Source organism: Klebsiella sp. GFKo11, from assembly GCF_056490265.1.
In genome coordinates this window covers 1,039,758-1,064,714 of the sequence record NZ_CM151369.1, presented here as the reverse complement: position 1 = coordinate 1,064,714, position 24,957 = coordinate 1,039,758, and the positions used below count along the sequence as shown (strand labels likewise).

Below are 24,957 nucleotides of genomic sequence, written 5' to 3'. Positions count from 1 at the left end.
AAACGCTCTGGGGTGATTTTTTCTACCAGCGCTCTGGATATTTCCTCTCTTTCATCGAGTGAAAGAGCTAACGGATGTCGCTTACGGACAAGGGGGTGATATCCACCAGTCTGGTGGATAGTGGGCATAATAGAAGAATGATATCTGTCGAACATTCTGGCGATATCTTGCAGGGAATCACCTTGCTTATATCTGTCCCAGATAATCGCTTTCTGATCTGGCGTGTAGTTAATACGCGTTCTTCGTTTCATGGCAATCCCTCCTTGATTAAGGATAGCGTTGCATCGCCCCATTGAACTCACAGCCAGAAGCGAACATTGTGGCAGCCTGGAAGCCCTTATCTGAAAGAAAAGAAATAATGTCGATGGGATGGTTTACTTTACAATGCCAGTTTTAAACAGCCTACAAAACAGGTGATCGCGTGCATACCAACATGATTGAATACCTAAATATTTTCATACAGGTTGTTGAGCAGGGGAGCTTCACAAAGGCTGCAGATGTACTGCAGATCCATCGCCCCACCGTGAGCAAAGCGATACAGCAGATAGAGCATGATCTGGGTGTAAAACTCATTCACCGCACAACCAGAAAGCTGAGTGTTACTGCTGAAGGGGATGAGTTCTATCATCATGCCAGGCATGTTCTGGCCGAAGTTAATGACATGATGGCCAGTTTTTCACCGACTCTTCCACCGCGAGGTCGCCTGAGACTTGATGTGCCCCTGGCGCTGGCGCATTCAATGTTGATCCCTAATCTCAGGCATTTTCAGGCTGTAGTGGATCACAAAATCAGGACACCGGGATAACCTGTTTCCACTTTTCTTCATGTAAGCAAGGCGGTAAACCATCGTTGTTCGTGTGAGGTCGATAAACGTTGTAATAACCATTAATCCACTGGTTTATATCGCGTACCGAATGGCTAAAATCACCATAACCACCTTTCGGAAGCCATTCACTTTTAAGGCTGCGAAAGACTCTTTCCATCGGCGAATTATCCAGGCAATTCCCTCTGCGACTCATACTTTGCATTACCCCATAACGCCAGAGTAACTTTCTGTATTTATTGCTTTTATACTGAACACCTTGATCTGAATGAAACAGCAGGCGGCCATCACGCGGTCGTGTTTCCAGTGCATTACGCAAAGCCCTACACACCAACTCAGCATCAGCGGTTAATGAGAGGGCTGAACCGATAATCCGCCGTGAATATAAATCAACAACGAGCGCGAGATAACACCATTTGTCCTGCAGGCGAATAAAACTGATGTCGCCGCACCAGACGCGGTTTGGTGCGGCGGGGTTAAATTGCCGGTTCAGTAAATTTGGCAATGGCGGACTTTTGTCTTCGTTTAACCGTGATCGGTTTAACAGCGCTGAAGAAATTCAAAACTATGCAGGTATTGCACCGGTGACCGAACGAAGTGGCCAGAAATCATGGGTTCACTGGCGATGGCAATGTGCCAAGTTCGTCAGGCAGACCTTTGTTGAATGGGCTGCCAAGACGGTTAATTCATCATACTGGGCCAAACTTTATTACCAGAGACAGCGAGAAAAAGGGAAATCGCATCAATCAGCAATCCGGGCTCTGGCGTTTAAATGGATAAGGATCATTTACCGCTGCTGGAAGACCAGAACCCGCTACGACGAAGCTAAATATTTGCTGACACTGGAAGCGCGAAAGTCGCCCTTACTGAAGCCATAAAAAGCTTGTCGAATGTCTCAGGGCGTGAAGCGGACGTTGTTAAGCTCATGCAGTATGGATTAACGAAGAACAGAAGTTATATTTTGCCCTGATTGACACGGGATGAAAGCTCCTGATGGTTCTCTTTTTGCTCGCTGTAACGATCTGCAAGATAACCGGTTTGTCCCTTAAGCAGCACTGTGATTTTAAACAGCTCCTCGGCTACATCGACGGAACTAAATGTTTCTCGACTATTCTCTAAGGCAACTTGCGGCCTATACAAAAAAGAGCCGGGTTATACCCGGCTCTTTTTAGCTGATTTCAAAATCTCTTAATTCCCCACCTTCAGCAATCAGATTTGAGATCCGCTTCGGCATTCGCCCCTGACCTGACCATGTTTTTGACTCTCCAGTTTCGTCAGTATATCGATACTTCGCGGGGCGGGGGGAGCGCGTCCTTTTAGCCTTACCCGGAGAGCCAATAGCAGCTAAAAGTTCGGAGGGGTCGATACCCTCATCAAGCATCATCTGACGAAGTGTTTCCAGTTTATCGCGGCGCTGACTTTCATTTGCAAGACGTAATGTCTCTTCTTCTCGTCGTTCTATAAGAATAATTTTAAACTTTTCCAGAACATCTTCCAGTACATCTAATGACATTTCACGAGTCTGAGAACGTAAGGTACGGATATTGTTTAACTGTGTAAGAGCATCTGACATAAAGAGACCTTTTAAAGTTTTTTCGTTGTTCAGCAAATACCAATGTCGACGGTTGCTCATCAACCCGATTTTTCTTACTGAGCATTTTAATCCGATTGGTACATATTGTTATTAACGAGGTTTAGACTACTTATATAAATCTCTTATCGCAAGACAAAACTAAGAAGAATGTGCAAGAACTAAATTCTAACTCCTACGAAATGCCCCTGCATTTTTAAAGGTACTTAAAACTATGATGCCAGGAGCCATCCGGAGAGCCTTTTTATACCCTCATAACTTATTGCTTCAGTCATACCTGATGAGCTTTAAATCAGGAGAGACATATAGTGAATTAGCGCCGCCACTTAGCAAGGTTTTTCACAAATGGCAAGATGGCACGCAGGGGAGAGACACCTGCATTTTGTCAGAGGGTAGCGAATTACTCTCTCTTTACAGAGGTGTTTCTAAAAAAGTATAATGTAAAAAAAGCCTGCTGTTAGCAGGCCATAAATATTTTTAACTCATTTTTTGTTCGATTCTGATAAATAGGGTAAGCATGCAATTAAACGTGGAGCAGAGAGCATGACAAAAATGCTATAAATATTTCCTGGCCGCATCAAGTATCTCCTGTGACGTTAACTCCCTGTCAGTAGCCACGTAAACAATACCATGATCGCCAGTTAAGGAAGGAAAACCTGCAGACATAATCCGAAGATGTGTTTCTTCACCGTTTGGATATTCCTGCCTGACAGAGGATATACCTTCCAGAACGGTCGTGACTTTACAGGATTCAGCATTAAAGAAAACAAGGACTTTAATCATATTCTATTACCCTGTTCTCTCGTGGGTGTTAACTGGCAGATGCTATTAAGGTCAAAGCCATTACGTGGTGCTTTCGGAGATAGCCTCGCTCATTACGCACTTCTTATTTAACAAGCAGTTAGTTTGTGCTTTTAAAATTTTTATGCAGTAGTCCTGCACTTCATTACATCGGTCAGTGCACTCATAATTGTGAAAAATATGCTGATTAGATATTAAGAATAAACGATTTTTCACTGATTTAAGTTATGGGTCTGTCTACTCAGGGATAATTCTTCATCGTTATCGCAGATCCACATTGATTTATTTATCGCAAAGTATTACGTATGCAGCAGCAGGACCTTTGTCTCCGATCTGAATGGCGAATTCAACTTTCTGTCCTTCAAATAAAGTTTTAAAGTTGTCGCCATTAAGCGCAGAAAAATGGACAACGATATCTTTGCTGCCATCAAGAGGAGAGATGAAGCCAAAACCTTTGTCTTCGTTAAACCATTTTACCAGGCCTGTAATTCTAGAGGTCATACTGACTCCTGTTATACATCATTGTATTGATAGTAAACGTATGGACTCAAAAAGAGGGGATATCAACGATAGCGCCTGGTAATGAGAACTGCCCGGAAAATTTCTAACTTTCATTAGTACATCGAACTGATGGGATTCATTAAGGCACAGGGAATCGATATAAGCAAATTATCTTTTAGCCGTCCAGAGGTCCTGCAGGGAAAATAAAAGTGGCTGAATGCCATTTTCAATGTATAGTCTTTGCGTGTTTTCAATAAGGAATTGACTTGTCCCGTAAAATGACAGGAATTGTCAAAAGCTTTGATATTCTTAGTGGTAAAGGCCTCATCATCCCATCTGATGGACGAAAAGACGTTCTGCTTCACATTTCAGCCGTTAACTCCCGCGAATCAGAATTACTCATCCCTGGAAGGCGCATAGAGTTTTGCCGGATAAACGGTCTCAGGGGGCCTGTGGCTGCGAACATTTATCTTTCCTGATTTTTATTGTGTCAAAATAAATAGATTAAAAATTGACCACATGTGGTACGGTGAAGCTCATTCATTGAAAGGTTAATGGTTATGTCTGTTATCAATTACGCAATGAAATTCTTCAGCAGTGCGTCTACTGCCACTGCTGCCTGTCCTGTTTGTGGCTTAAAATCAGCACAACCGTTGTCAAAAATCCGGCGCAATCAGACCATGCTTTGCCCCGGATGTAAGGCTCTGTTTATTTCCCGACGCTAGCTCGACCAAAACCGCAGAACAGAGCTCATGTCCTATACTTATGTTAGATTCCGGCAGCTGTTAAATCCCTGATGCCTGACGCCCATCCTGAGAGAACGTTTCTGAACTGATTTCGCAACTGCTCCTGCGCGCTAACGTCGCATCAGAGCAATGCTATGAAAATGAACCCCAGAGCGTGGTTTAACCGCTCCCGTATTCTGATGAATGCTGCCGAAAACATAACGTTTTCGGCGAACGATCCTGCCGGTGAAAGCTCGCTGCGGTCAGAACTCTTTTCGACCGTACAGATGGAACGCTACGGCCAGAAGCTGGCGCGGACTCATAAAGTATCACCGGATAAGCATCCTTATCATCTTCTGAAACGGCTTGGCGACAATGAGGCCGTCATTACCCAAAACTGCTATGAGCTTAACGCGGGTAAAAAGACCAGTATCATGCCCGCCGGTGAATGGCTGCTGGACAATTATTATCTGATTGAGGAACAAATCCGCACTGTCCGCCAGCATCTGCCGAAAAGTTTTGGAAAAGGTCTCCCGTCGCTGGTATCGCCGCTGAATTGTCCACGAATTTATCATATTGCATCAGAGGCCATTGCTCACGGCGATGGCCGCTGGGATGCCGCCAGCCTGACCAGCTATCTCACTGCCTATCAACAGGTGACACCGCTGACGCTGGGTGAAGTCTGGGCGTTACCGGGAATGCTGCGCCTGGCGCTGATTGAAAATCTTCGTCGTATCAGTATGGAAGTGATAAAAGCGCAGCAGGACAGAAACCTTGCCGATACGTGGATAACAAGGATTGTCGAATGCGCAGAGAGTGCGCCTGGTGATTTAATCATGGTGGTTGCCGATATGGCGCGCTCCCGACCTCCGTTAACCAGTGCGTTTGTCGCAGAGCTGGTGCGGCGCCTGCAGGGGCATGGCAACGCGCTGCCGTTACCTCTGACCTGGGTTGATCAGTGCCTTCGGGAACAGGGGATCACCACTGACGTTCTCATACATAGTTTCAATCAGCAGCTTGCCGCCAGCCAGCTGTCCGTCAGTAACAGCATCGCGGGCCTGCGTTTATTGAGTGAAACGGACTGGGCTGATTTCGCCGAAACGATAAGCGTTGTCGAACAGGCATTACGCAATGATCCTGCCGGCATCTATCCCCGGATGCACTTTAATACCCGGGATCATTACCGGCACGTAGTTGAGGTTCTGGCCAGAGACAGCGGTCTCAGCGAGCCTGAGGTTGCTGAGAAGGCGCTGGCGTTTTCAGAGGAAAAAGCGCCCGATACACCGGAACATCATGTTGGTTATTATCTTGCGGGCGAAGGTCGACAGGCGCTGGATATTCATCTCCTGGCAGACACTTCAGGGCTCATACGCTTGCGGCACAGTTTCAACAGAATAACCCTGCTGTCATGGCTTGGAAGCCTGGCGTTGCTGACAACCGCAGCGACCGCAGCAATATTGCACGAAACCGCCATGCAGGGCGCAGACTGGCTATTGATCGCGATGATATTACCTCTGATTATCGCTTTAACTCAGTTAATGAGCGATTTGCTCAGTGATGCAACCACCCGTTTTCGCGTTCCTCGACCCTTGCCGGGGATGGATTTTTCAGCCGGTATTCCCGCTGACAGTGCCACCATGTTAGTCATTCCCTGCATGTTGACCAGCCACGAAAGTTTCAGTCAGCTCCTCACCAGTCTTGAAGTTTGCTGGTTGGGGAATGAAAACGAAAATCTCAGGTTCGCGCTGCTCACAGACTTCGCTGATTCTGAAAATGAACCCTCGCCGGAAAGTCACGCGCTGCTCAGAAAGGCTATCGCCGATACGCAGGCGCTTAATCGCCGCTACCCCTCCGGCCGACCACGTTTTTATCTGTTACATCGTCAGCCTGAATGGAACCCCTCGGAAGGAGCGTGGATGGGCTATGAACGCAAGCGGGGAAAACTGGCGTTACTGAACAGCTGGTTGCGCCATCCCGGAACGCAATTCGTCAGCGTTGCAGACATGCCTGCCCATCTTTTACCGGGCCACATAAAATACGTCATTACCCTGGACAGCGATACGGTGCTCCCGCGCGATACGGCACACAAACTCGTCGCGACGATGGCGCATCCGCTGAATACGCCTGTGTATGATCCGGTACGCCAGAGGGTTGTCAAAGGATTCGGTATTTTACAGCCCGGTCTTGCGGAGGAGATACCACGCAACGGTCAGGGGCGTTACGCAGCCCTGCGCAGCAGCGTACCGGGCAATAACCCTTATTCGATGATGTCTTCGGATATCTATCAGGATCTCTTTGGGGAAGGCTCGTTTGTGGGCAAAGGGATTTACGATGTTGATATTTTTATGCAGGCCACTACGAACATCTGCCCGGAAAATCTGGTACTCAGCCACGATCTGCTTGAAGGATGCTATGCACGTTCGGGTCTGCTGAGCGAGGTGTTACTGTACGAACAGTACCCTAATAATTATCTGTCGGATGTTGCACGACGTTCACGCTGGATCCGGGGTGACTGGCAACTGCTTAACTGGCTAAAACCACGCGTCAGAAAAGCCGATGGAACCCGGGTCAGGAATCCGCTGACCGCGCTTTCTTACTGGAAATTACTCGATAATCTACGTCGCAGTCTGGTCGCCCCCTCCTTACTGATATTGCTGTTCTTCACTCTGCTTTGGGTACCCAATCCGGTTTACTGGCTGGGCATACTGTTGCTGATATGGTTGTTGCCAGCCATCCTCTGCATTAGCCACGACCTTCTGCATAAACCTCTGCGTCGCCGCGTGAAGTCGCATCTGTTACTGGTGGGGGCGGGCGCGCTAAAGCGTCTGTCAGGTATCAGCCTTAATTTTGCGATACTGCCGCACGAAGCCGGATATTCGCTGAAAGCGATCGCCGTGACGCTATGGCGACTGGGGATAAGCAGGCGTCACCTCAGCCAGTGGGTCAGCCACAGCCAGGACAGCAGTCAGGCCAGACCCACTGTTGCACGTTTTTATCAGGCGATGTGGCTGAACGCTGCCGGTGGCGTGGCGCTGACAATACTGACCGGACAATTTGCCCCACAGCTGCTGGGGATTGCGTTACCGATCGGTTTGGTATGGTGTGTGGCACCGCTGCTGATGAGCTGGCTGAGTCGCCAGCCCGTGCGAAAGGTTTTTTCGCCTAATCAGGAACAAAAACAGCTGTTACGCCAGACAAGCCGTGAAATCTGGGCTTTTTTTGAAACATTTGCCACAGCAAAAGAGAACTGGCTTCCGCCTGATAATTATCAGGAAATACCACAACCGACGGTGGCACACCGAACTTCTCCTACCAATATTGGTCTTTCACTTATGGCTAACCTGACGGCATGGGACTTTGGCTACCTGCCTGGCGGAGAGGTGCTCCGGCGCGTGTCGCTCACGCTCGACACGATGGATAAAATGGAGCACTACCGGGGCCATCTCTACAACTGGTATGACACCCGTACGCTGGTCCCCCTCAGTCCACGCTATATCTCCAGCGTCGACAGCGGCAATATGGCCGGGCATTTATTGACCCTGCGTGCAGGCCTGTCCGCCATGCGTCATCAGCCTGTTTTAAGCAACCAACAGATACTGGCAGGACTGAACGATACGCTGGATATTCTGGAAAAACAGTGGGGTAAGAACCCACCTGACAGCCTGAGACTGCTGCGCAAGCATTGCCTGAACGCGGTGTCGCTCTCTCCGCAGGCGCTTTTCAGCGAACTGAAAAGCATGCGCACCCAGTGCAACCATCTGACCAGCGCATGTCATCAGGGATCTCCTCTTCAGATGCGCTGGGCTGGACATCTGGAGCATCAACTGGTTCAGCTTTGCCATGAGTGGTCTCTGTTGCTTGGCTGGTTGCCTGCATCCTGGAATGAACAGACGCTGCCGACGCTGAGCGAGCTTGCCCGTCCGACATTAACCGGTACAGGAACGCCTCCGGCGTCAGTGGCGGAGCAGGCCCGAATGCGACTCAATATTATCACCGAGCTGGAACAGCGGCTGGATGAGCATGCCCGGATGGATTTCGCCTTTCTGTACAGTGAAGCAACCAGTCTGCTCAGCGTCGGTTATAACTGTGACACCAATATGCCTGACAAGAGCCACTACGATCTCCTGCCGTCTGAAATCCGCCTGACCAGTTTTCTTGCCATTGCGACTAATCAGCTGCCTCTTAAAAGCTGGTACGCGCTGGGTCGATTGTTTACCACGATTGATAATGAAACTGCCCTGATGTCATGGAGCGGATCCATGTTTGAATATCTGATGCCGAATCTGGTGATGCCCACCTGGCCCGGCAGCCTGCTCGATGAAATGAGTCAGTCGGCGGTTATGCGCCAGATTCACTGGGGGAAAGAACGCGGGGTACCATGGGGTGTTTCAGAGTCTGGCTATCATGCTTTTGATGTTCAGCATAATTATCAGTATCAGGCATTTGGCGTACCGGGGCTCGGTCTACGCAGGGGACTTGCCGATGACATGGTTGTCGCTCCTTACGCCACGCTGCTGGCGCTGATGGTTTCCCCGCAGAAAGCTTGTGAGAATCTGTTCAGGCTGCAAAAAAATGGTGCATGCGGAGAATACGGTTTTTATGAAGCGCTGGACTATACCCCCTCACGTCTTGCAACCGGTCAGCTCTATGCGGTGGTACAGTCCTGGATGGCGCATCACCAGGGTATGGCATTTCAGGCGCTGGCTCATGTGCTGCTTGATGCCCCCATGACTGAACGCTTTATGTCCAGTACGGTATTCCGGTCAGCGAGTCTGCTGTTACAGGAGCGCGTGCCGGATGCGGTCGATCTGTACAGTCCGCGCCGTCATTTTGAATCTCATGAGGGCATGGTCAAACCCGTTCGCTATGAACCCCGTATTTTCTATAGCGTGGATACCCCCGCCCCGGATATTCAACTCCTGTCCAACGGCCATTATCATCTGATGTTGACCGCGGGCGGCGGCGGTTACAGTCGCTGGAATGATATTGCACTAACGCGCTGGCGCAGTGATACCACCCGTGATAACTGGGGAGCATTCTGCTACATCCGCGATACCCAGACGGGAGATGTGTGGAGCAATACCTGGCAACCAACAGGCTACACCAGCGGACAAGACGAGGAAGTGTTGTTCACCGATGCGGGGGCAGAATTCAGACGCAGCTTAGGGGGACTCAGCGTCAAAACTCAGGTGGTGATCTCTCCGGAGGATGATGTTGAATTGCGACGGCTCACACTGATTCATCGTGGTCGCAAGCCTCGCTCTCTGGAGCTGACAACCTATGCTGAAGTGGTACTGGCACCTGATGCCAGCGATCTGGCACACCCGGCATTCAGCAATTTGTTTATTCAGACTGAGCTGGCTCCTGAGCGTGACGCTATTCTTTGCCACCGGCGCCCGCGCTCACCGGATGAACCGGGCCCTTGCCTGTTTCACATGATGGTGGTGCACGGCGATAACCGACATAACGTGTCGTTTGAAACGGACAGGGCAAGGTTTATTGGACGTGGCAGAAACCCTGCGAATGCACAGGCAATAGAGACGGGAGGGATGCTAGGCAACACGTCGGGCTCGGTGCTGGATCCGATACTGGCAATTCGCAACGCCATTATTCTGCAGCCGGGGCAGCCGGTTACGATTGATATCATTTATGGCATCAGCGAGACCCGTCAGCAGAGCCTGGCGTTGCTGGAGAAATATCGCGATTACCCTATCGCCGATCGCGTCTTTGAACTGGCCTGGTCTCACAGTCTGGTGGTATTGCGCCAGATGAACGCCAGTGAAGATGATGCCACGTTGTTCAATAGTCTCGCCAGCGCTGTGCTTTACCCTGTCCAGGAGCTGCGCGCCGAAGGCCAGGCGATCGGCCGCAACCGGCGTGGCCAGTCCGGACTGTGGGGCTGGGCAATTTCAGGGGATCTGCCGATAGTGCTGCTGAGTATAACCAGCGAGGAAAGTATCACCTCAGTGACCACACTGATTCAGGCACACCGTTACTGGAGACAGAAAGGGCTGGATGTTGATTTAGTTATCCTGAATAACAGCCCCGGCGGCTACCAGCAGGGATTACAAAATCAGATTATGGAGTTAATTTATGCCGGGTCTGAAGCCAGTCTGCTGGATAAAAAGGGCGGGCTTTTTGTCCGCAACGGTGAGCATCTCTCCGCTGAGGATAAGTTGCTTTTGATGAGCGTGGCCTGTCTTTATCTTGATGACCGCGCAGGGGGGATTAATGAGCAGCTTAACCAGCGTATTCATACCCTGAAATCGCCGGCAAGGGCATTCATTCCGCGTGCTGTGCGCGAGCGTAATCAACATACGGACTGGAGCCCTGATACCAGTCAGTTATGCCATTTCAATGGGTACGGTGGATTTTCTCAGGATGGGCGGGAGTATCAGATCGTCCTTCGGGAAAATGCGCTTACACCGGCTCCCTGGTCGAACATACTGGCAAATTCTCGTTTTGGCAGTGTGATCTCAGAGGCAGGGCAGGCCTATACCTGGTATGAGAATGCCCATGAATACCGGTTGACGCCGTGGGAGAACGATCCGGTGAGCGATCGCAGCGGCGAGGCATTTTACCTGCGCGATGAAGAGAGCGGGGAGTGCTGGTCGCCGACGGCTTTACCTGTTCGCGGACACGGTGATTACCTGACCCGCCATGGTTTTGGCTACAGCGTTTTTGCCCATCGTGAGAGTGGTATAGACAGCGAGTTGACGGTCCTGGTTGCTGAAGAAGATCCGGTTAAACTGGTGCTCCTGACGCTCAGTAACTCTTCGGGACGGACACGTCAACTTTCCGTCACAGGCTATGTAGAGTGGACGCTCGGAGAAACACTAACGCGCTCAGCCCCTCACATTGTGACACATGTGGCCAGAACGCCCGGCGGCTGCGGGATACTTGCGAATAACTTTTATGGTGATAATGGTGGCGGCCGAACTACATTTTTTGCCGTCAGCGGTAATGACTGTTCTCTGACAGGGGACCGCCGGGAGTTTATTGGCCGTAATGGTTCCCTTCACGCCCCTTCGGCTATGAAACTGCAAAAGCTTTCTGGTAAGACGGGGGCCGGTCTGGATCCCTGCGGAGCGGTGCAATCGGCGGTTACATTAATTGACGGGGACCAGAGGACGTTTATTTTTATCCTCGGCGCAGAGGAGAATGATGTTTGTGCTCAGGAGACGCTGGCCCGCTACATGAACGAGGATACGGTCCTCCAGGAGCTGAACCGGATTCATAATCACTGGCACAATGTTCTCGATAAAATCGTAGTTAACACCCCCGACACGTCCGTAAATTTACTGGTTAATGGCTGGCTGTTGTATCAGACGGTCGCCTGCCGTCTTATGGCCCGGAGTGGCTACTATCAGTCTGGCGGTGCATTTGGTTTTCGCGATCAGCTGCAGGATACGCTGGCTCTGAGCCACGCTGCTCCGGACCGGATGCGTGAACAGATAATACTCTGTGCATCACGGCAGTTTATCGAGGGGGATGTGCAGCACTGGTGGCACCCGCCACACGGCAACGGTGTGCGTACCCGCTGTTCCGATGACTATCTTTGGCTGCCGCTTGCTGTTTGCCACTATGTTGAAACGACGGGGGATATGGATGCACTGGAAATACGCATTCCTTATCTGGAGGGACGCTCGCTTCAGCCTGGTGAAGAGTCTGTCTATGACACGCCGGTCATCAGCGGCACCGAAGAGACACTCTGGTTACACTGCGTCAAAGCTATTCACTATGGACTTCGCTTCGGGGAGCATGGCCTGCCGCTGATGGGGGCTGGTGACTGGAATGACGGGATGAACCGGGTGGGTATCGAAGGCAAAGGTGAAAGCGTCTGGCTGGGCTTCTTCCTGTACGACATTTTGCAGCGGTTTGCAGCGCTGGCGGAGCGCAGGCTGGATGAAAGCGTCGCCGCGATGTGCCGTTCACAGGCTCTGCGCCTGCAAAGTAATCTCGAAGCCCACGCCTGGGATGGGGAATGGTACCGGCGCGGGTATTTTGACGATGGTACTCCCCTGGGATCGAAAACCTCACAGGACTGCCGGATTGATGCGATTGCGCAGAGCTGGTCTGTATTGTCCGGCGCCGCGAGCCCGGGACGGTGCGCAAAGGCCATGCAGGCGCTGGATAAGCACCTTGTGGATAACGAAGGAGGGCTGATCAAACTGTTAACGCCTCCTTTCGACGGACACGGTCCAAATCCGGGCTACATACAGGGGTACCTGCCCGGCGTGCGGGAAAACGGAGGGCAGTATACGCATGGCGCCATCTGGGCAGTGATGGCCTTTGCCCGAATGGGGAATGCCGGACGAGCCTGGCAACTCTGGTCAATGCTCAACCCTATAAATCATACCCTGAATGCGGACTCTGTCGGGATTTATAAAGCTGAGCCTTATGTCATGAGTGCTGATGTCTACAGCGTCGCTCCCCATACCGGACGTGCAGGGTGGAGCTGGTATACCGGTTCCGCAGGCTGGGCCTGGCGTTTACTTACCGAGGAATTACTGGGGATAAAACGTTCCGGCACTGACTTTAGTGTTCATGCCAGGTTACCGGATGAGTGGTCGTCTTTTTCTATGGCATATCAATATGGTGAAAGCCATTATCAGATTAGTGTTTCACGCGGCGATGCAGAATATTGCGTGACGCTGGATGGTGTTCTCCTCCCTGATGACAGAATACCGCTGAAGGATGATGGACAAAACCATACGGTTGAGATCATTCAGAACTGACACTGATCCCGGAGGTGCATTAACGTCTGCCGTTAATGCGCTGATTATCCCTGAGAACATCAATCGCAGTCTGCATGGCGATTTTGTCATCCCGCCTTTTTTGTTTGTCCTGCATGACCTGAAGGTATTCCAGCAAGGTGCGGGTATTAATCGGTCGGCCCTGTTTACCCACAGCCAGCACGGCTTCGCCAAGAATAATTTTCACAGGCGGTAGTTGTGCCGGATACCAGTCAAGGGTGTCTTCTGATTTCATCTTAAATTTCTCACGGAAGGGTAGTGTATCATAAATAAGACGTTCAATTTTCAATATCTGATATCCTGATTCAGACACAACTTAACATAACTTATGCCAGTTATTTTTATATTAAAGCGTATAATAATTACTGTATTCCTCAGAGAATTATTTATGTCTTATACAAATGGGCTCAGGTATTTTAAAGAAAGACCGGTTCATGTTGCCTGCCCGGTATGTGCACACAGAGCCGATCAGAAAGCAGGTAAACTAAGAAAAGATGCGGTTCTTGAGTGCCCTGCCTGCGGACTGTTGTTCAGACCTTCAGAATGCTGGTGTATCGGCGGCTGATCACTTAACGTCAGTGATGTCGGAAAATGACAACATTCCTCCTGTACTGCTGTTGTCGAGGGTATGATAATGAAATCTAAAAAATCTGTTTTTATTGAAGGGCATATCATGTCGAACAGCTGTCACGGACAGCCTGGCCAACCTTTCTGTATTCACCGGGTCAGGTTTAGTAATGGTAAATATGCGATTATTCGGGTGGCATCCGGGATATGTTTCAAACCAGGCGAAATTATTCAACGAAACGATTGTGAGTGGTTTTATAAACTTACCAAAATTCGGCTTCTTTCTTTTGAGTACCTTGATGATGATGAATCAAGAAGACAATTCCTTGAGTATCAATGATAAAACCATGGATTTATAACAGAATAAATTTGCTGGCTTACAATTCACCCTTGGCTCTTTAAATTATTCACCAGTCATTGAAAAATATTTTTTCCTGAATTTAGATGAATTTAAATTATCTAAAACAAAATGTATCGCTAAAGACGAATTGCCTCATTGTTTTCCTTTTGCGTTATAACCTTCATTAGCATTAAGGAAATTTATGGCACAGACTTTTACTCATAATTTACTTCATCCTCGCCACTGGCTTACCTGGTCTGGTTTGGGTCTGCTGTGGCTTCTCGTTCAACTTCCTTACCCGGTTTTACATATTCTGGGCTCTGGCCTTGGAAAAATATCCAGACCCTTTCTGAAACGCCGGGAACGGATTGCGATTAGAAATATCGAACTGTGCTTTCCCGAGATGACACCGTTTGCCCGGAGCCAGATGGTCAATAAAAACTTTGTTTCTCTCGGGCTGGGACTGATGGAAACAGGAATGGCCTGGTTCTGGAGCGATGCGAGAGTCAAAAAATGGTTTGATGTCGAAGGGCTTGAAAACCTGACCGGTGCGACAAGAGGAGTAATGGTTGTCGGGATTCATTTTATGTCCCTTGAGTTGTGTGGAAGAGTAATGGGGTTATGCCATCCTATGATGGCAACGTATCGCCCACACAATGATCCATTAATGGAATGGGTACAGACAAAAGGGCGTATGCGTTCAAATAAAGCTATGATTAATCGACGTAATTTATCTGGTTTTGTTCATGCGCTAAAAGCAGGTGAAGCCGTTTGGTTTGCACCAGACCAGGATTATGGGTCTAAGGGAAGCGTTTTTGCACCTTTTTTCTCGGTAAAAAAAGCAGCCACGACGAACGGAACGTATGCTCTGTCAAAACTCGCTGGTGCACACTTGATCACACTTAGCATGATTAGACGTAGCGATAAAAAAGGTTATCACATGTATATCAGCAATCCGTTGGCAGGCTATCCAGGGGAAGACAAGGTCGCCGCAGCGGCTTATATGAACAAGGTCATCGAGCGTGAAATTCTCCGTGCCCCTGAGCAATACCTGTGGATGCATCGCAGGTTTAAAACGCGTCCTGAAGGCGAAGTCTCTTTATACAAATGAACAACTCTACTTGTCATGAGCCAGAATCTATCTTTCTTGCCACTGCGTATTTGTAAAAATGCGATAAGGAATTTTCGATCGGATTCATGTTAACGATGGCTTGACTGACAGCCAAGGTTAATCAATTGAACCGGTTCGCATTTGAAGGTCCGTTTTTCGCTCACAGCGGACCTTTAGCTCTGTTAGCTTTTCCGCTCAGTGCCATGAATCGACTGCAAGGGTAAATAAGATATCTAAATGTTAATGGTTTTCCACGATGGATATATGGTTGAGATATCCATCTGGTTCTGGTCGATATTTTGGCTGATGTGTAATGGCTGAAGGTCATGGTCTAGACATTGTATGTTAAAAACTAGGCAGAGCTTTGTTCCGAACAAGACGCTTCTAGACCAAATGACCGTCAACTTTTGATGCTGGAATAAATTATTATTTTGGTTATGTTACGTAAGGTTGATAACTTTAAACTGTTAATATTTTTTTCTCTTTTCGGTATTTCTATATCTTAATGGTGGTAATTTATATTTTTTAGAGAAAACCCGAGTAAAAGTCTGTTGAGAATCGAATCCATATTTTAAGGCAATAACCATTACGGCCTCATTAGTCCCGATAAGATCTTTTGCTGCAAGTCTAAGTTTCGTATCTCTTATGTACTTCCCAAGGCTAACTTCCTTTACCTGCAAAAAAATCCGCTGAAGATGCCACTTGGAGTATCCTGCCCGCGCAGCAACATCCTCTATCTTCAGCGGTTTGTTTAAATTTGAATCAATCCATTTTGTTATCTCATCGATGATGTCTTTGTAGTGGTCAACTAAAACTGGCCACGGCTTTAGAGTTTTTCCAGTATCGGTTTTCCGACTCGTTTGGAGGTAACCCACCGTTATAGTCATGCGGCCTTAGCGAGCTGTAATACCCGACGATATAGTTTGTGATCGCATGAGCTGCTTGGCTAAAGTTTATATAGCCTGTCACTGGCACCCACTCGTTTTTCAGACTTCTGAAGAAGCGTTCCATCGAGCTGTTATCCCAGCAGTTTCCGCGTCGGCTCATACTTTGCCTGATCCGGTAACGCCACAATAACTGCCGGAACGGCCTGCTTGTGTAGTGGCTACCCTGGTCACTATGGAACATCACTCCCGCTGGTTTGCCTCGGGTTTCCCACGCCATTTCCAGCGCTTTCATGGTTAGCTTGCTGTCCGGTGAGAATGACATTGCCCAGCCTACCGGTTTCCTGGCGAACAAATCGAGAACGACGGCAAGGTAAGCCCAGCGCCTGCCTGTCCAGATATACGTCACATCGCCGCACCATACCTGATTAGGCTCTGTCACTGCGAACTGTCGCTCAAGGTGATTCGGGATAGCGATGTGTTCATGGCCACCACGTTTATACCGGTGGGTTGCTGACAACTCACCAGTCCCAGTTCTTTCATGAGCCTGCCGGCAAGCCAGCGTCCCATTCTGAAGCCTCTCAGGGTTGCCATGATGGCGATACTTCTCGCGCCAGCAGAGCCATGGCTAATGTTATGCAGCTCCAGAACCTGACTACGTAATACAGCCCGCTTGCCGTCTGGCTTTTCGGGGCTTTTTACCCAGTATTTGTAGCTGCTGCGATGAACCCCGAACACGTGGCAGAGTGTGACCACAGGATACTGCGCTCTGAGTTTCTCGATTAACGAGAACTGTTCAGGGAGTCTGACATCAAGAGCGCGGTAGCCTTTTTTAATATGTCGTTTTCCATTTCAATGCGTTGTAGCTTTTTCTTTAGCTCACGTATTTCAATCTGTTCCGGGGTTAAAGGAGAGGCTTTAGGTATTTTGCCCTGTCGTTCCTCCCGTAACTGCTTTACCCATCGCGTCATGGTAGAAAGCCCCACGTCCATAGCACTGGCCGCAGCTGCAACGGTGTAGTTCTGATCAAGGACCAGTTGAGCGGATTCGCGTTTAAACTCTGCGCTGAAATTTCTTTTTTTCATTGGGACACCTGTATTGTTCTGAGATGAGCATATCACCTCTGTTCAGGTGGCCAAATTCAGTAAACCACTACAATTCAAGGGCTGATACCGGAATAACGGTCATAGATAAAGCTCTCCATTGCGGTTACCGGGAGCTACAGGGGAAAATATGCTCCCTGTTTTCTCAGACAGTGAAGCTGATTTCTACAGAGCGGGCACTGCGATCGCCCTCACCATGGTAAACAGCTTCGATGTTGTTACCGTCCGGATCCAGAACAAAAGCGGCATAGTATCCGGGATGATAGGTTCGTTCGGCAGGTGCGCCGTTATCACGTCCGCCATGATTTAGTGCTGCGTGGTAAAACGCGTTCACCGATTCACGGTCTGCGGCCTGAAAGGCCAGATGGTGCCGTCCTGTAGACACCCCTCCAGACTCCGAACTTTTTACGGACGAAATGACCAGTTCGTCAGCCCAGATATAATCGTCATCGGTGATAACCAAGGGGATCTTAAGTTCCGCCAGAACAGCTGTGTAAAACGCTTTGCTTGCGGCAAAGTCGTTTACCACGAGCTGGATATGGTCGATAAGTCTGCCACGATGCAGCGTATAGTTATCCATGGTTCATTTCCTTATTCAGATTCTGTCAGTCAGGTCTTTACCTATGAAACTCAACAGAGGCACAACTCTACGTAATGATTGTGTTGTTGGAAAAAAAATACATTAAGTTTTGTGCTCTGAACCCGACAGATATCAGAAAATCATTCCAGATTTGGTCTTTGTACAGGAATTGCTATTCCGTTATTCGCTTATGACCAGGCTCTCAATTGCCAGTTGTAATATAACGAGCAGGGATGAGATAAGAGCAAGCCATTTTAAGGGGCGTAGTTTACGTTCAGGTATAGAGAGCGTGTGGAGTATGGCATGACGCTTCATTTTATTGAGTGGCATGCTGCCTCCTGAAAAAGAGCCGCCTGCACAGGCTGCTACACAATGAAAAAAGAATCATTCCACAAGCAAGGCACTTATGAGCAAGGTTAGTTGCTCTGGAGCTAACGTAACGGTTAAGGCGGTAAGAACAAGCCACAAGCGGCTAAACGTTTTCCTTCCGAGTTGACAGTTTCCTGCTGGGGAGCTGTTCGTTTGTTAGCCAGAACAGGTTAACGAATAAAATTAGTATATCCATACTAAGTAAATGGTTGTTTAGCGTTTATTTAAATAATGCCATTCAAATAATACGCACTCAAATAATAAACAAGACGGGACTATCCAGTCTTGCTAATTGACAGGCGCTCATGAGAACTGGAGAGATAATTCTTTCTGGTGAGCCACAATGGAATCACACCCCGGTCAGGGTATTCCCGGGTTTAAGTAGCGTGATTAATCGGCACTGTATCGCAAGTGAAAATGGTCGCCGACCATTCGAGTTTCACGTTAGATTTTCTAGTACAGCCATTTAAAAGTAGCTCGAATTAACATTTCTGACTACGTTTGCATATTCCGAAAAGATGTTCTTATTTATGCTATTCCGGATAGTACCTTTTTTGATTTTAATCGTTCCAGCACTGGTCATAAAATGGACGATTAAAATGAAAATCAGAACGCTATCTCTTACCTTAGCCTTTACCTCTTCTCTTGCTTTTTCTTGCCAGCTTTTTGCCGCCGAAGGGCTGACGCCGTTACAGCCCGGTGCGACCACCGGTACCCATACTGGCGCATTTCCGCCCGATGGGCTGTATATGTCAATGACATCCACCTATGAAACCGGCGTCGTGCGAAACGGTAGCGGCGACACGGCGAAAATCGCCGGAGGGAAAAATAAGCTCTCAAACGTCGGGCTGGTGATGGCCGCCACCTGGGTTCCCGGCTGGGAATTTCTCGGTGCCCGCTATGCGGCGATGGTCGTACAGCCCTATAAGTTTATTCAGGTAAAAAATACCGGCCAGCACACCACCGACCATACCAGCGGCCTGCTGGGGACCAGTATTACCCCCCTCGCTCTTTCCTGGGATTTACACAACAATTTCCACGTTGGCGCCGGGTTAGCCGTCTATTTACCGGATGGCAAAACGGCCTATACCCGCAATGCGGCAACCGGGCGTAAAGAGACCTCCGGGGATAACGTCTCATGGGAATATTGGTCGTTTGAACCCAATATCGCCATCAGCTATCTGACCGACGATTGGGGGATTACGCTTAATAATATTTTTGACTTCAATACGAAAAATAACGAAACCGACTACCGCTCTGGTAGCACCTGGTATCTGGATGTTACTGCCACCCATCGTATCAACAATAGCCTCACCGCCGGGCTTATCGGTAACTGGACTAAGCAGGTGACTGACGACAAGATTAACGGTAGAACGGTACAGGGGGTAGAGGGTATTTATTCTGCCGGCAAACGCGTCGAACATATCAAAGCTGGTCCGATGATGAGCTATAGCGTCAGCGGTGTCACCGTTACCGGCCGACTATTGTTTAATTTGCACAGCGAAAATGATGCCGGAATGACCTTTTTCCATATCGGGGTTTCGATGCCGCTTTAGTCATGCAATATCTCCCCCTTTATTATCCGGGCGTAATACGTCAGGTTGTCAGGAGCAGGAAGAGACCACGTTTTCTGCTCCTGACGGTTCTCTTTGATAGTTATCACATCTTGTGCATTCCCGGCTTAAAAACTACATCCTGTTTGCTGACAATAACGCCTCCCCCTCACGGACAGGAGCGTTTATGTTCGCCGAAGAAGCCATCATGATGATTCCCGGCTGGAACGCATTTCCACAGGCACTCCAGCAGGCTTTACTGCGTCAGTCGCGCGTTCGCAGCGAAAAAGCCGGCAGTATTGTCTTTCATCAGGGAGCCGAAGTAGAGGCAATTGCCTGGACGCTGAAAGGTCATCTCTTTGCTAATGTTCATCATGCAAACGGCAACCAGACGCTGCTCACCCACGTGCCTGTAGGACGTATGATCTTGTTTAACTTTGTCTGGAAGCACACCCCCTTAGATCGCAACTTCATCGCCATGACCGATGTCGAATTACTTATTCTCCCCCGGGCCAGCGCGACGCAGTTGCTAGCTCAATTTGATGAATTCAAAATGCAAGTAATAGATTCACTCACCGAGAGGCTTAACGATCTGGATCGGGTGCTGTACACCCATAAAGTGGCCTCAAGGGAAGCCTGCGTGGCGGCTTTTCTGGTGGATTGTGAAGAAGGCCAAAAGGGACCGCGTCGCGAGCGTCACATTCCCTTTACGATGCAGTTTATGGCCGAATGCCTGCGCCTCTCTCGTCCTTTTGTTGCCAAAACGCTCAGGCATTTCGCTGACCGCCAGATGGTGGCGCTCAACTACGGCAATATCGAAGTGCTCGATCTTGATGGACTGAGGCAGGTCGCCAGCCGTGAGATTATGTGAATTGTGAACTACGGCGCGCGGCAAATGTTAATTCTTTCCATTTGCTTATCAGGTTACCTGCCAGGATAAATCCAGGCAAATCTGAAGCGAGACACCGACCATGTACTGTGAAGATTATCGTTATGATGAGTCACCCCCCACCTTGTCGCAGGATGTCGCTCTTTCCGATCCGCATATCATGACCAGAATGATGTTCTTCGTAAACCTGGTCACTACTGGTTCCATTTCATCTGCGGCAGAGCGTATGGGAATATCCATTTCTTCTGGCTCACGATGGCTGTCTGACCTGGAAAAAGAGATCGGCTGTCCTCTTTATCGGCGCAACAACAAAGCCATGCCGCTGACCGATGCCGGTGATTATTTATATCGGAATTTCTGTCTGATCGGCGAGAAGGTCGGCCAGCTAAAAAATGAGCTGACTCATTTTTCCACCCAGCGTCGGGGAACGATTCGCATCTGCTGTACACCGGTGTATGCCGAACAATATCTGATGCCCATCGTCGCCAACTATCTGGCCGGAAACCGTCAGGTAAATATCGCCGTCCATGTCTCCGCCTTCGGCATTCAGAGCTGGAAAGATCACGATATCATCATCGGCGCCGTCAATGCCTTAAGCCACCAGCAGGACCAGGAACTCCCTCTGGTGAAACGTAATCTGATCGCTGAACCTTTCGTGACCGTTGCCTCACCGCAGTATTTGCTGATGAACGGCATGCCACAGCACCCATCCGAGCTGGTGCACCATCGCTGCCTGTTCGCCAGCTCGCTGACCGGCAGCAACGACTGGGCCTATGAGATCAATAACGAACGTCACTTTTTCAAAATTCCCAAATCTCTTGAGGTGTGTGACAGCACCCTGTTACGAAAATCGGTGCTTTCAGGGGCCGGAATAGCCTACCTGCCGGAATATGTTGTGCAGCGAGATATTCGCAATGGCAAACTGACCTGCTTGTTTAAAGAGATGAAAACATCACAATGGTTGTTAAACCTCTATTATCCAGCCCGTAGTCAGATAACCGAATGCGTATCCTCTTTTAAACATTTTTTGATTGAGCAACACACTGTTACCTTTGAGCAAATACGGGCGGCGAATCATTAAAAATACGCCGGTGAACCTTTTCATATTTGCAAACACACTTTTTATTTTTAGTCTTCAATCTCTATAGTCGTATTGTTAATCTTATTTCAGTTAGTTTGTTTTCACAATAATTACATTACCCGTCGCAGATGTTTTATGAAGCATCGCCCCTTATTACATAAATCGGTTGATAAGGGGGTAATTAAATTTATTAACTGGGTGAGAATTATGCAAAATACCAATAACATTGCCGATAAAACGGCTAATCATTCCAGCACCCGGAGTAATTTCGGCGGCTGGGGCTGGAGCATGGTCGGCTTCAGTATGTTGATGTACTACAACTTCGCCGCCTGGACCGCTGACGGCCTGAACGTTATCGTCCAAAGCTTTGTCGATCTCCACGGCTGGGACTTCGCCACGCTTCTCTCTTTCTCAACGCCCGCCGGATGGATTGGCGTTATCGGCGCGCTGGTGATCGCTGAAATGATCAAGCGCAAAGGGGCAAAAATCGTCGCTATTCTTGGCCTGCTGGCGCTGGGATTGACGATGATCTGGTTTGGCCGCGTCACCTCTTACGCCGAATACGCTATTGGCCTGGCGCTGATGAATCTGCTGGCTACTGGCTGCTGTTTCAACGTCCCCGCCACTTTACTGAATAGCTGGTTTCCAAGGAAAAAAGGCCTCGCGCTCGGCTGGGCGACCATGGGAATGTCGTTCTGTACCGCGACGCTGATCCCCATTATGTTTTTCCTCTTTGACCGCTTCGGCGTACCCGGCGCTTATGCCGTCGTCGGCGGGACGTTAATCACCCTTGGCATCATCTCCATATTCTGGATCCGCAATACCCCGGAAGAAATGGGTTTGTACCCGGACAATGAACCGATTTCTCGTGAACAGCAGGCGGCAAACCTTGCGGCCCAGACCGACTATCAGAGCCCCTTTACCTACCGCGTACTGTTCCGCGACCGCGAAATGTGGCTGATTTCCGTCGGCTTCGGCCTGCTGTGGCTGGTGGATATTGGCGTCGTCAGCCAGTTGATCCCGCGACTGATTTCTGTTGGCTATGATAAAGAAACCGCCGTCTGGATGTTCACCTCCGCCGCGCTGATTTGCGCTATTTTCAGCTACTTCTGGGGTTGGGTAGATGTGAAAGTTGGCACCCGAAAAGCCAGTATCGCTTACGCCTTTTTCTTTGCTGTGACCCACGCTTGTCTGCTGGTACGCGGTAACGACTACTTCACCTACTTCACACTATTAATGGTTGGCGCCAGTATCGCTGGTATCAAAGAGCTATGTACATCGATGGTTGGGACAGTGTATGGCCGCTACGACTTTTCCGCCGCTAACCGTCTGGTTTCAACTATTGCCTGTTTATTCCGGGTTAGCTGTTTTGCAGTTGTTGCCGTCAGTCTGAAATATACCGGTGATTATGATGGAGCTTATATCTCTTTTATCGCCCTGGATATTATTGCGGCCCTGTTAATTTTCATGATTAACGATAAATGCAAAGGCAAAACAGATTCTGTTGTCACCGTGTAAATATTTTACAGTTCCGCACCAGGGAATAACGTCTTCGTAAACCGCCGGTTCACGAGTATTAACGTCACTTATTCAGGAAGTCATGCCATGCTGGAAAAAGAGATTATTTCGCCGCAACGCGTTGCCGCCATGGTGGAAGAAGGAATGACCATTATGATTGGCGGATTTATGGCGGTAGGAACGCCAGAAAAAATTATCGATGCGCTGGTGGAAAAAGGCGTGGGTAATTTAACAATTATCGCTAATGACACTGGTTTTATCGATCGAGGGATCGGCAAATTGGTAGTCAATAAACAGGTACACAAGATTATTTCCTCCCATATTGGCCTGAACCCGGAAACCGGACGCCAGATGTCCTGTGGTGAGCTTGAAGCGGAACTGGTTCCCCAGGGAACGCTGGTTGAGCGTATCCGCGCTGGAGGCGCCGGACTAGGCGGTGTACTCACCCGCACCGGGCTTGGCACGGTCGTGGAGGATGGCAAACAGCAGATCATTATTGACGGTCAGCCCTGGTTGCTGGAACACCCCCTGCAGGCAGATATCGCTCTGATTCACTGCTCCATTGCCGATACCGCCGGTAATGCGATGTTCAATAAAACCACCAAAAACTTTAACCCAGTGATGGCTACTGCCGCGCGCCTGGTCATCGCCGAGTGCGAATCCATCGTACCAATGGATTGCGCCGCCGCCGACCGTTACAACACGCCCGGCATTTTTATCGACTACCTGGTTAAGGGGGAAGATCACCATGGATAAAAACGCCATGAGAGAACGCATTGCGCGCCGGGTTGCAAAAGAGCTTCACAAAGGGGACCTGGTGAATCTGGGGATTGGCCTGCCGACGCAGGTCGCCAACTACGTCGCCGACGATCTTGGCGTCATCTTCCAGTCTGAAAATGGCCTGGTGGGGCTCGGCCCCACGCCGGATAGCGACAGTATCGACGCCGATTTAACTAACGCCGGCGGTCAACCGGTCACCGCTGTACCCGGCGCGGCGTTTTTCGATAGCGCCCTGTCATTCGCCATCATCCGCGGCGGCCACGTTGACGTTACCGTGCTGGGGGCGCTGGAAGTGGATCAGGAGGGCAATCTCGCCAACTGGATCATCCCCGGCAAGATGGTGCCCGGAATGGGCGGGGCGATGGACCTCGTGAACGGCGCCCGACGGGTGATTATCGCCATGGAGCACTGCGATAAAAGAGGCCAGTCTAAAATTTTGCCCCGCTGCCAGCTTCCGCTGACAGCAGTCGGCCAGGTCAATCTGATCGTGACGGAAAAAGCGGTCATTGAAGTCAATAACGGCCTGATGTTGCGCGAAATCGCCGCGGATACCAGCGTGGAGGAAGTGGTTGCGCAAACCGCCGCACCGCTACGCATCTCTGAAACATTAATCCAGTTTTCCTAAAAAGGACACCATCAATGAAAGTGATACCGATTAGTGAAGCTAGCCCTTACAACCCACCACTGCATCACGCCATGGTGGCGCTGAAGCTTTGCGACGGCGCGTTATGCAACGCACAACAGTTCTGGTGCGGACTGTCGCATTTTTTACCCGGAGGCGGCGCCGAGTGGGCTTATGACGATTCGCCGACGGAAAAACTCTACGTGGTACTGGACGGCGCTATCACCATTCGTACCAGAGAGGAAACGCGTGTTGTCAGCAAAGGGGAAGCCGTTTTCCTCGCGCCGTTTGAGGGGCGAGAAGTGGTTAACCACACCAATTATCCGACCAGTATGCTGGTCATCGCCAGCAATACGTAACCAG

19 protein-coding genes and 6 pseudogenes are annotated in these 24,957 nt (G+C 49.5%); 15 read left to right on the top strand and 10 right to left on the bottom strand.

The window, feature by feature from the left end:
* Positions 1-11 precede the first annotated feature (11 nt).
* Positions 12-251 (bottom strand): annotated as a pseudogene (locus tag AC07P6_RS05110) (IS30 family transposase); the annotation flags it as partial.
* A gap of 182 nt (positions 252-433) precedes the next feature.
* Between AC07P6_RS05110 and AC07P6_RS05105 the strand changes: the two are divergent.
* A pseudogene (locus AC07P6_RS05105) lies at positions 434-775 on the top strand (LysR family transcriptional regulator); the annotation flags it as partial.
* A 13-nt stretch (positions 776-788) separates the two neighbouring features.
* On the opposite strand, the pseudogene AC07P6_RS05100 reads toward AC07P6_RS05105, so the two are convergent.
* Positions 789-1,355, bottom strand: a pseudogene (locus tag AC07P6_RS05100) (IS3-like element ISKpn37 family transposase); the annotation flags it as partial.
* On the opposite strand from AC07P6_RS05100, the pseudogene AC07P6_RS05095 reads away from it, so the two are divergent.
* Positions 1,351-1,701 (top strand): annotated as a pseudogene (locus tag AC07P6_RS05095) (transposase); the annotation flags it as partial. The pseudogenes AC07P6_RS05100 and AC07P6_RS05095 sit on opposite strands and share 5 nt — an antisense overlap.
* 76 nt (positions 1,702-1,777) lie before the next feature.
* Here the strand turns inward: AC07P6_RS05095 and AC07P6_RS05090 are convergent.
* The 4 genes and pseudogenes from AC07P6_RS05090 to AC07P6_RS05075 all read right to left on the bottom strand — a co-directional run.
* Positions 1,778-1,939: pseudogene (locus AC07P6_RS05090) on the bottom strand (arsenical resistance protein ArsH); the annotation flags it as partial.
* A 52-nt stretch (positions 1,940-1,991) separates the two neighbouring features.
* Positions 1,992-2,396, bottom strand: a complete 405-nt coding sequence (locus AC07P6_RS05085; RefSeq protein WP_171016419.1) for an H-NS family histone-like protein — start codon at positions 2,394-2,396, stop codon at positions 1,992-1,994.
* Between the two features lie 573 nt (positions 2,397-2,969).
* Positions 2,970-3,197 carry a hypothetical protein gene (locus tag AC07P6_RS05080; RefSeq protein WP_316431096.1) on the bottom strand — a complete coding sequence of 76 codons (228 nt, stop codon included), beginning with the start codon at positions 3,195-3,197 and terminating at the stop codon, positions 2,970-2,972.
* A 300-nt stretch (positions 3,198-3,497) separates the two neighbouring features.
* Positions 3,498-3,716, bottom strand: coding sequence for a cold shock domain-containing protein (locus tag AC07P6_RS05075; RefSeq protein ID WP_138110041.1), 219 nt, complete (start codon positions 3,714-3,716; stop codon positions 3,498-3,500).
* A gap of 266 nt (positions 3,717-3,982) precedes the next feature.
* On the opposite strand from AC07P6_RS05075, the gene cspF reads away from it, so the two are divergent.
* The 3 genes from cspF (at position 3,983) to AC07P6_RS05060 (ending at position 13,179) form a co-directional block, all read left to right on the top strand.
* Positions 3,983-4,195, top strand: a complete 213-nt coding sequence (gene cspF / locus AC07P6_RS05070) for a cold shock-like protein CspF (protein ID WP_138110042.1) — start codon at positions 3,983-3,985, stop codon at positions 4,193-4,195.
* Between the two features lie 75 nt (positions 4,196-4,270).
* Complete coding sequence (locus AC07P6_RS05065; protein ID WP_339328241.1) at positions 4,271-4,441, top strand: YnfU family zinc-binding protein; 171 nt, start codon at positions 4,271-4,273, stop codon at positions 4,439-4,441.
* A gap of 155 nt (positions 4,442-4,596) precedes the next feature.
* Positions 4,597-13,179: a GH36-type glycosyl hydrolase domain-containing protein gene (locus AC07P6_RS05060; protein ID WP_478315766.1), complete on the top strand. Its 8,583-nt coding sequence runs from the start codon at positions 4,597-4,599 to the stop codon at positions 13,177-13,179.
* A 19-nt stretch (positions 13,180-13,198) separates the two neighbouring features.
* On the opposite strand, the gene AC07P6_RS05055 is transcribed toward AC07P6_RS05060, so the two are convergent.
* Positions 13,199-13,432 (bottom strand): hypothetical protein, encoded by a 234-nt coding sequence (locus AC07P6_RS05055; RefSeq protein ID WP_004132711.1) that lies wholly within the window; start codon positions 13,430-13,432, stop codon positions 13,199-13,201.
* Between the two features lie 93 nt (positions 13,433-13,525).
* Between AC07P6_RS05055 and AC07P6_RS05050 the strand changes: the two genes are divergently transcribed.
* From AC07P6_RS05050 to lpxP, 3 genes are all read left to right on the top strand, one after another.
* Entirely contained in the window at positions 13,526-13,762 is a 237-nt protein-coding gene (locus tag AC07P6_RS05050) for a YnfU family zinc-binding protein (protein WP_350308983.1), read from the top strand.
* A 69-nt stretch (positions 13,763-13,831) separates the two neighbouring features.
* Positions 13,832-14,104, top strand: coding sequence for a hypothetical protein (locus AC07P6_RS05045; protein WP_016247220.1), 273 nt, complete (start codon positions 13,832-13,834; stop codon positions 14,102-14,104).
* Positions 14,105-14,306: 202 nt separating this feature from the next.
* Entirely contained in the window at positions 14,307-15,215 is a 909-nt protein-coding gene (lpxP, locus tag AC07P6_RS05040; protein WP_138110044.1) for a kdo(2)-lipid IV(A) palmitoleoyltransferase, read from the top strand.
* A 467-nt stretch (positions 15,216-15,682) separates the two neighbouring features.
* Here lpxP and AC07P6_RS05035 read toward each other — a convergent pair whose 3' ends face one another.
* The 3 genes and pseudogenes from AC07P6_RS05035 to AC07P6_RS05025 form a co-directional block, all read right to left on the bottom strand.
* The gene (locus tag AC07P6_RS05035; RefSeq protein WP_138110045.1) at positions 15,683-16,102 is read right to left on the bottom strand and encodes a helix-turn-helix domain-containing protein; all 420 of its coding nucleotides are present in this window, start codon (positions 16,100-16,102) and stop codon (positions 15,683-15,685) included.
* Positions 16,020-17,184 (bottom strand): annotated as a pseudogene (locus AC07P6_RS05030) (IS3 family transposase). The gene AC07P6_RS05035 and the pseudogene AC07P6_RS05030 overlap by 83 nt, the downstream one beginning before the upstream one ends.
* Before the next feature lie 163 nt (positions 17,185-17,347).
* A complete protein-coding gene (locus tag AC07P6_RS05025; RefSeq protein WP_138110046.1) occupies positions 17,348-17,782 on the bottom strand; it encodes a VOC family protein in 435 nt (144 codons plus the stop codon).
* 968 nt (positions 17,783-18,750) lie between these two features.
* On the opposite strand from AC07P6_RS05025, the gene AC07P6_RS05020 reads away from it, so the two are divergent.
* The 7 genes from AC07P6_RS05020 to AC07P6_RS04990 all read left to right on the top strand — a co-directional run bounded on the left by AC07P6_RS05020 (position 18,751) and on the right by AC07P6_RS04990 (position 24,953).
* Positions 18,751-19,707 (top strand): SphA family protein, encoded by a 957-nt coding sequence (locus tag AC07P6_RS05020; RefSeq protein ID WP_172425397.1) that lies wholly within the window; start codon positions 18,751-18,753, stop codon positions 19,705-19,707.
* Between the two features lie 184 nt (positions 19,708-19,891).
* Positions 19,892-20,575: a Crp/Fnr family transcriptional regulator gene (locus AC07P6_RS05015; RefSeq protein WP_136455132.1), complete on the top strand. Its 684-nt coding sequence runs from the start codon at positions 19,892-19,894 to the stop codon at positions 20,573-20,575.
* Positions 20,576-20,675: 100 nt separating this feature from the next.
* Positions 20,676-21,674 (top strand): LysR family transcriptional regulator, encoded by a 999-nt coding sequence (locus AC07P6_RS05010; protein ID WP_138110048.1) that lies wholly within the window; start codon positions 20,676-20,678, stop codon positions 21,672-21,674.
* Positions 21,675-21,881: 207 nt separating this feature from the next.
* Positions 21,882-23,192, top strand: a complete 1,311-nt coding sequence (locus AC07P6_RS05005) for an MFS transporter (protein WP_162178928.1) — start codon at positions 21,882-21,884, stop codon at positions 23,190-23,192.
* Positions 23,193-23,282: 90 nt separating this feature from the next.
* The gene (locus tag AC07P6_RS05000; protein ID WP_163594440.1) at positions 23,283-23,948 is read left to right on the top strand and encodes a 3-oxoacid CoA-transferase subunit A; all 666 of its coding nucleotides are present in this window, start codon (positions 23,283-23,285) and stop codon (positions 23,946-23,948) included.
* Entirely contained in the window at positions 23,941-24,597 is a 657-nt protein-coding gene (locus AC07P6_RS04995; protein WP_136455124.1) for a 3-oxoacid CoA-transferase subunit B, read from the top strand. The genes AC07P6_RS05000 and AC07P6_RS04995 overlap by 8 nt, the downstream gene beginning before the upstream one ends.
* A gap of 14 nt (positions 24,598-24,611) precedes the next feature.
* A complete protein-coding gene (locus tag AC07P6_RS04990; RefSeq protein WP_136455121.1) occupies positions 24,612-24,953 on the top strand; it encodes a cupin domain-containing protein in 342 nt (113 codons plus the stop codon).
* The last annotated feature ends 4 nt before the right edge of the window (positions 24,954-24,957 follow it).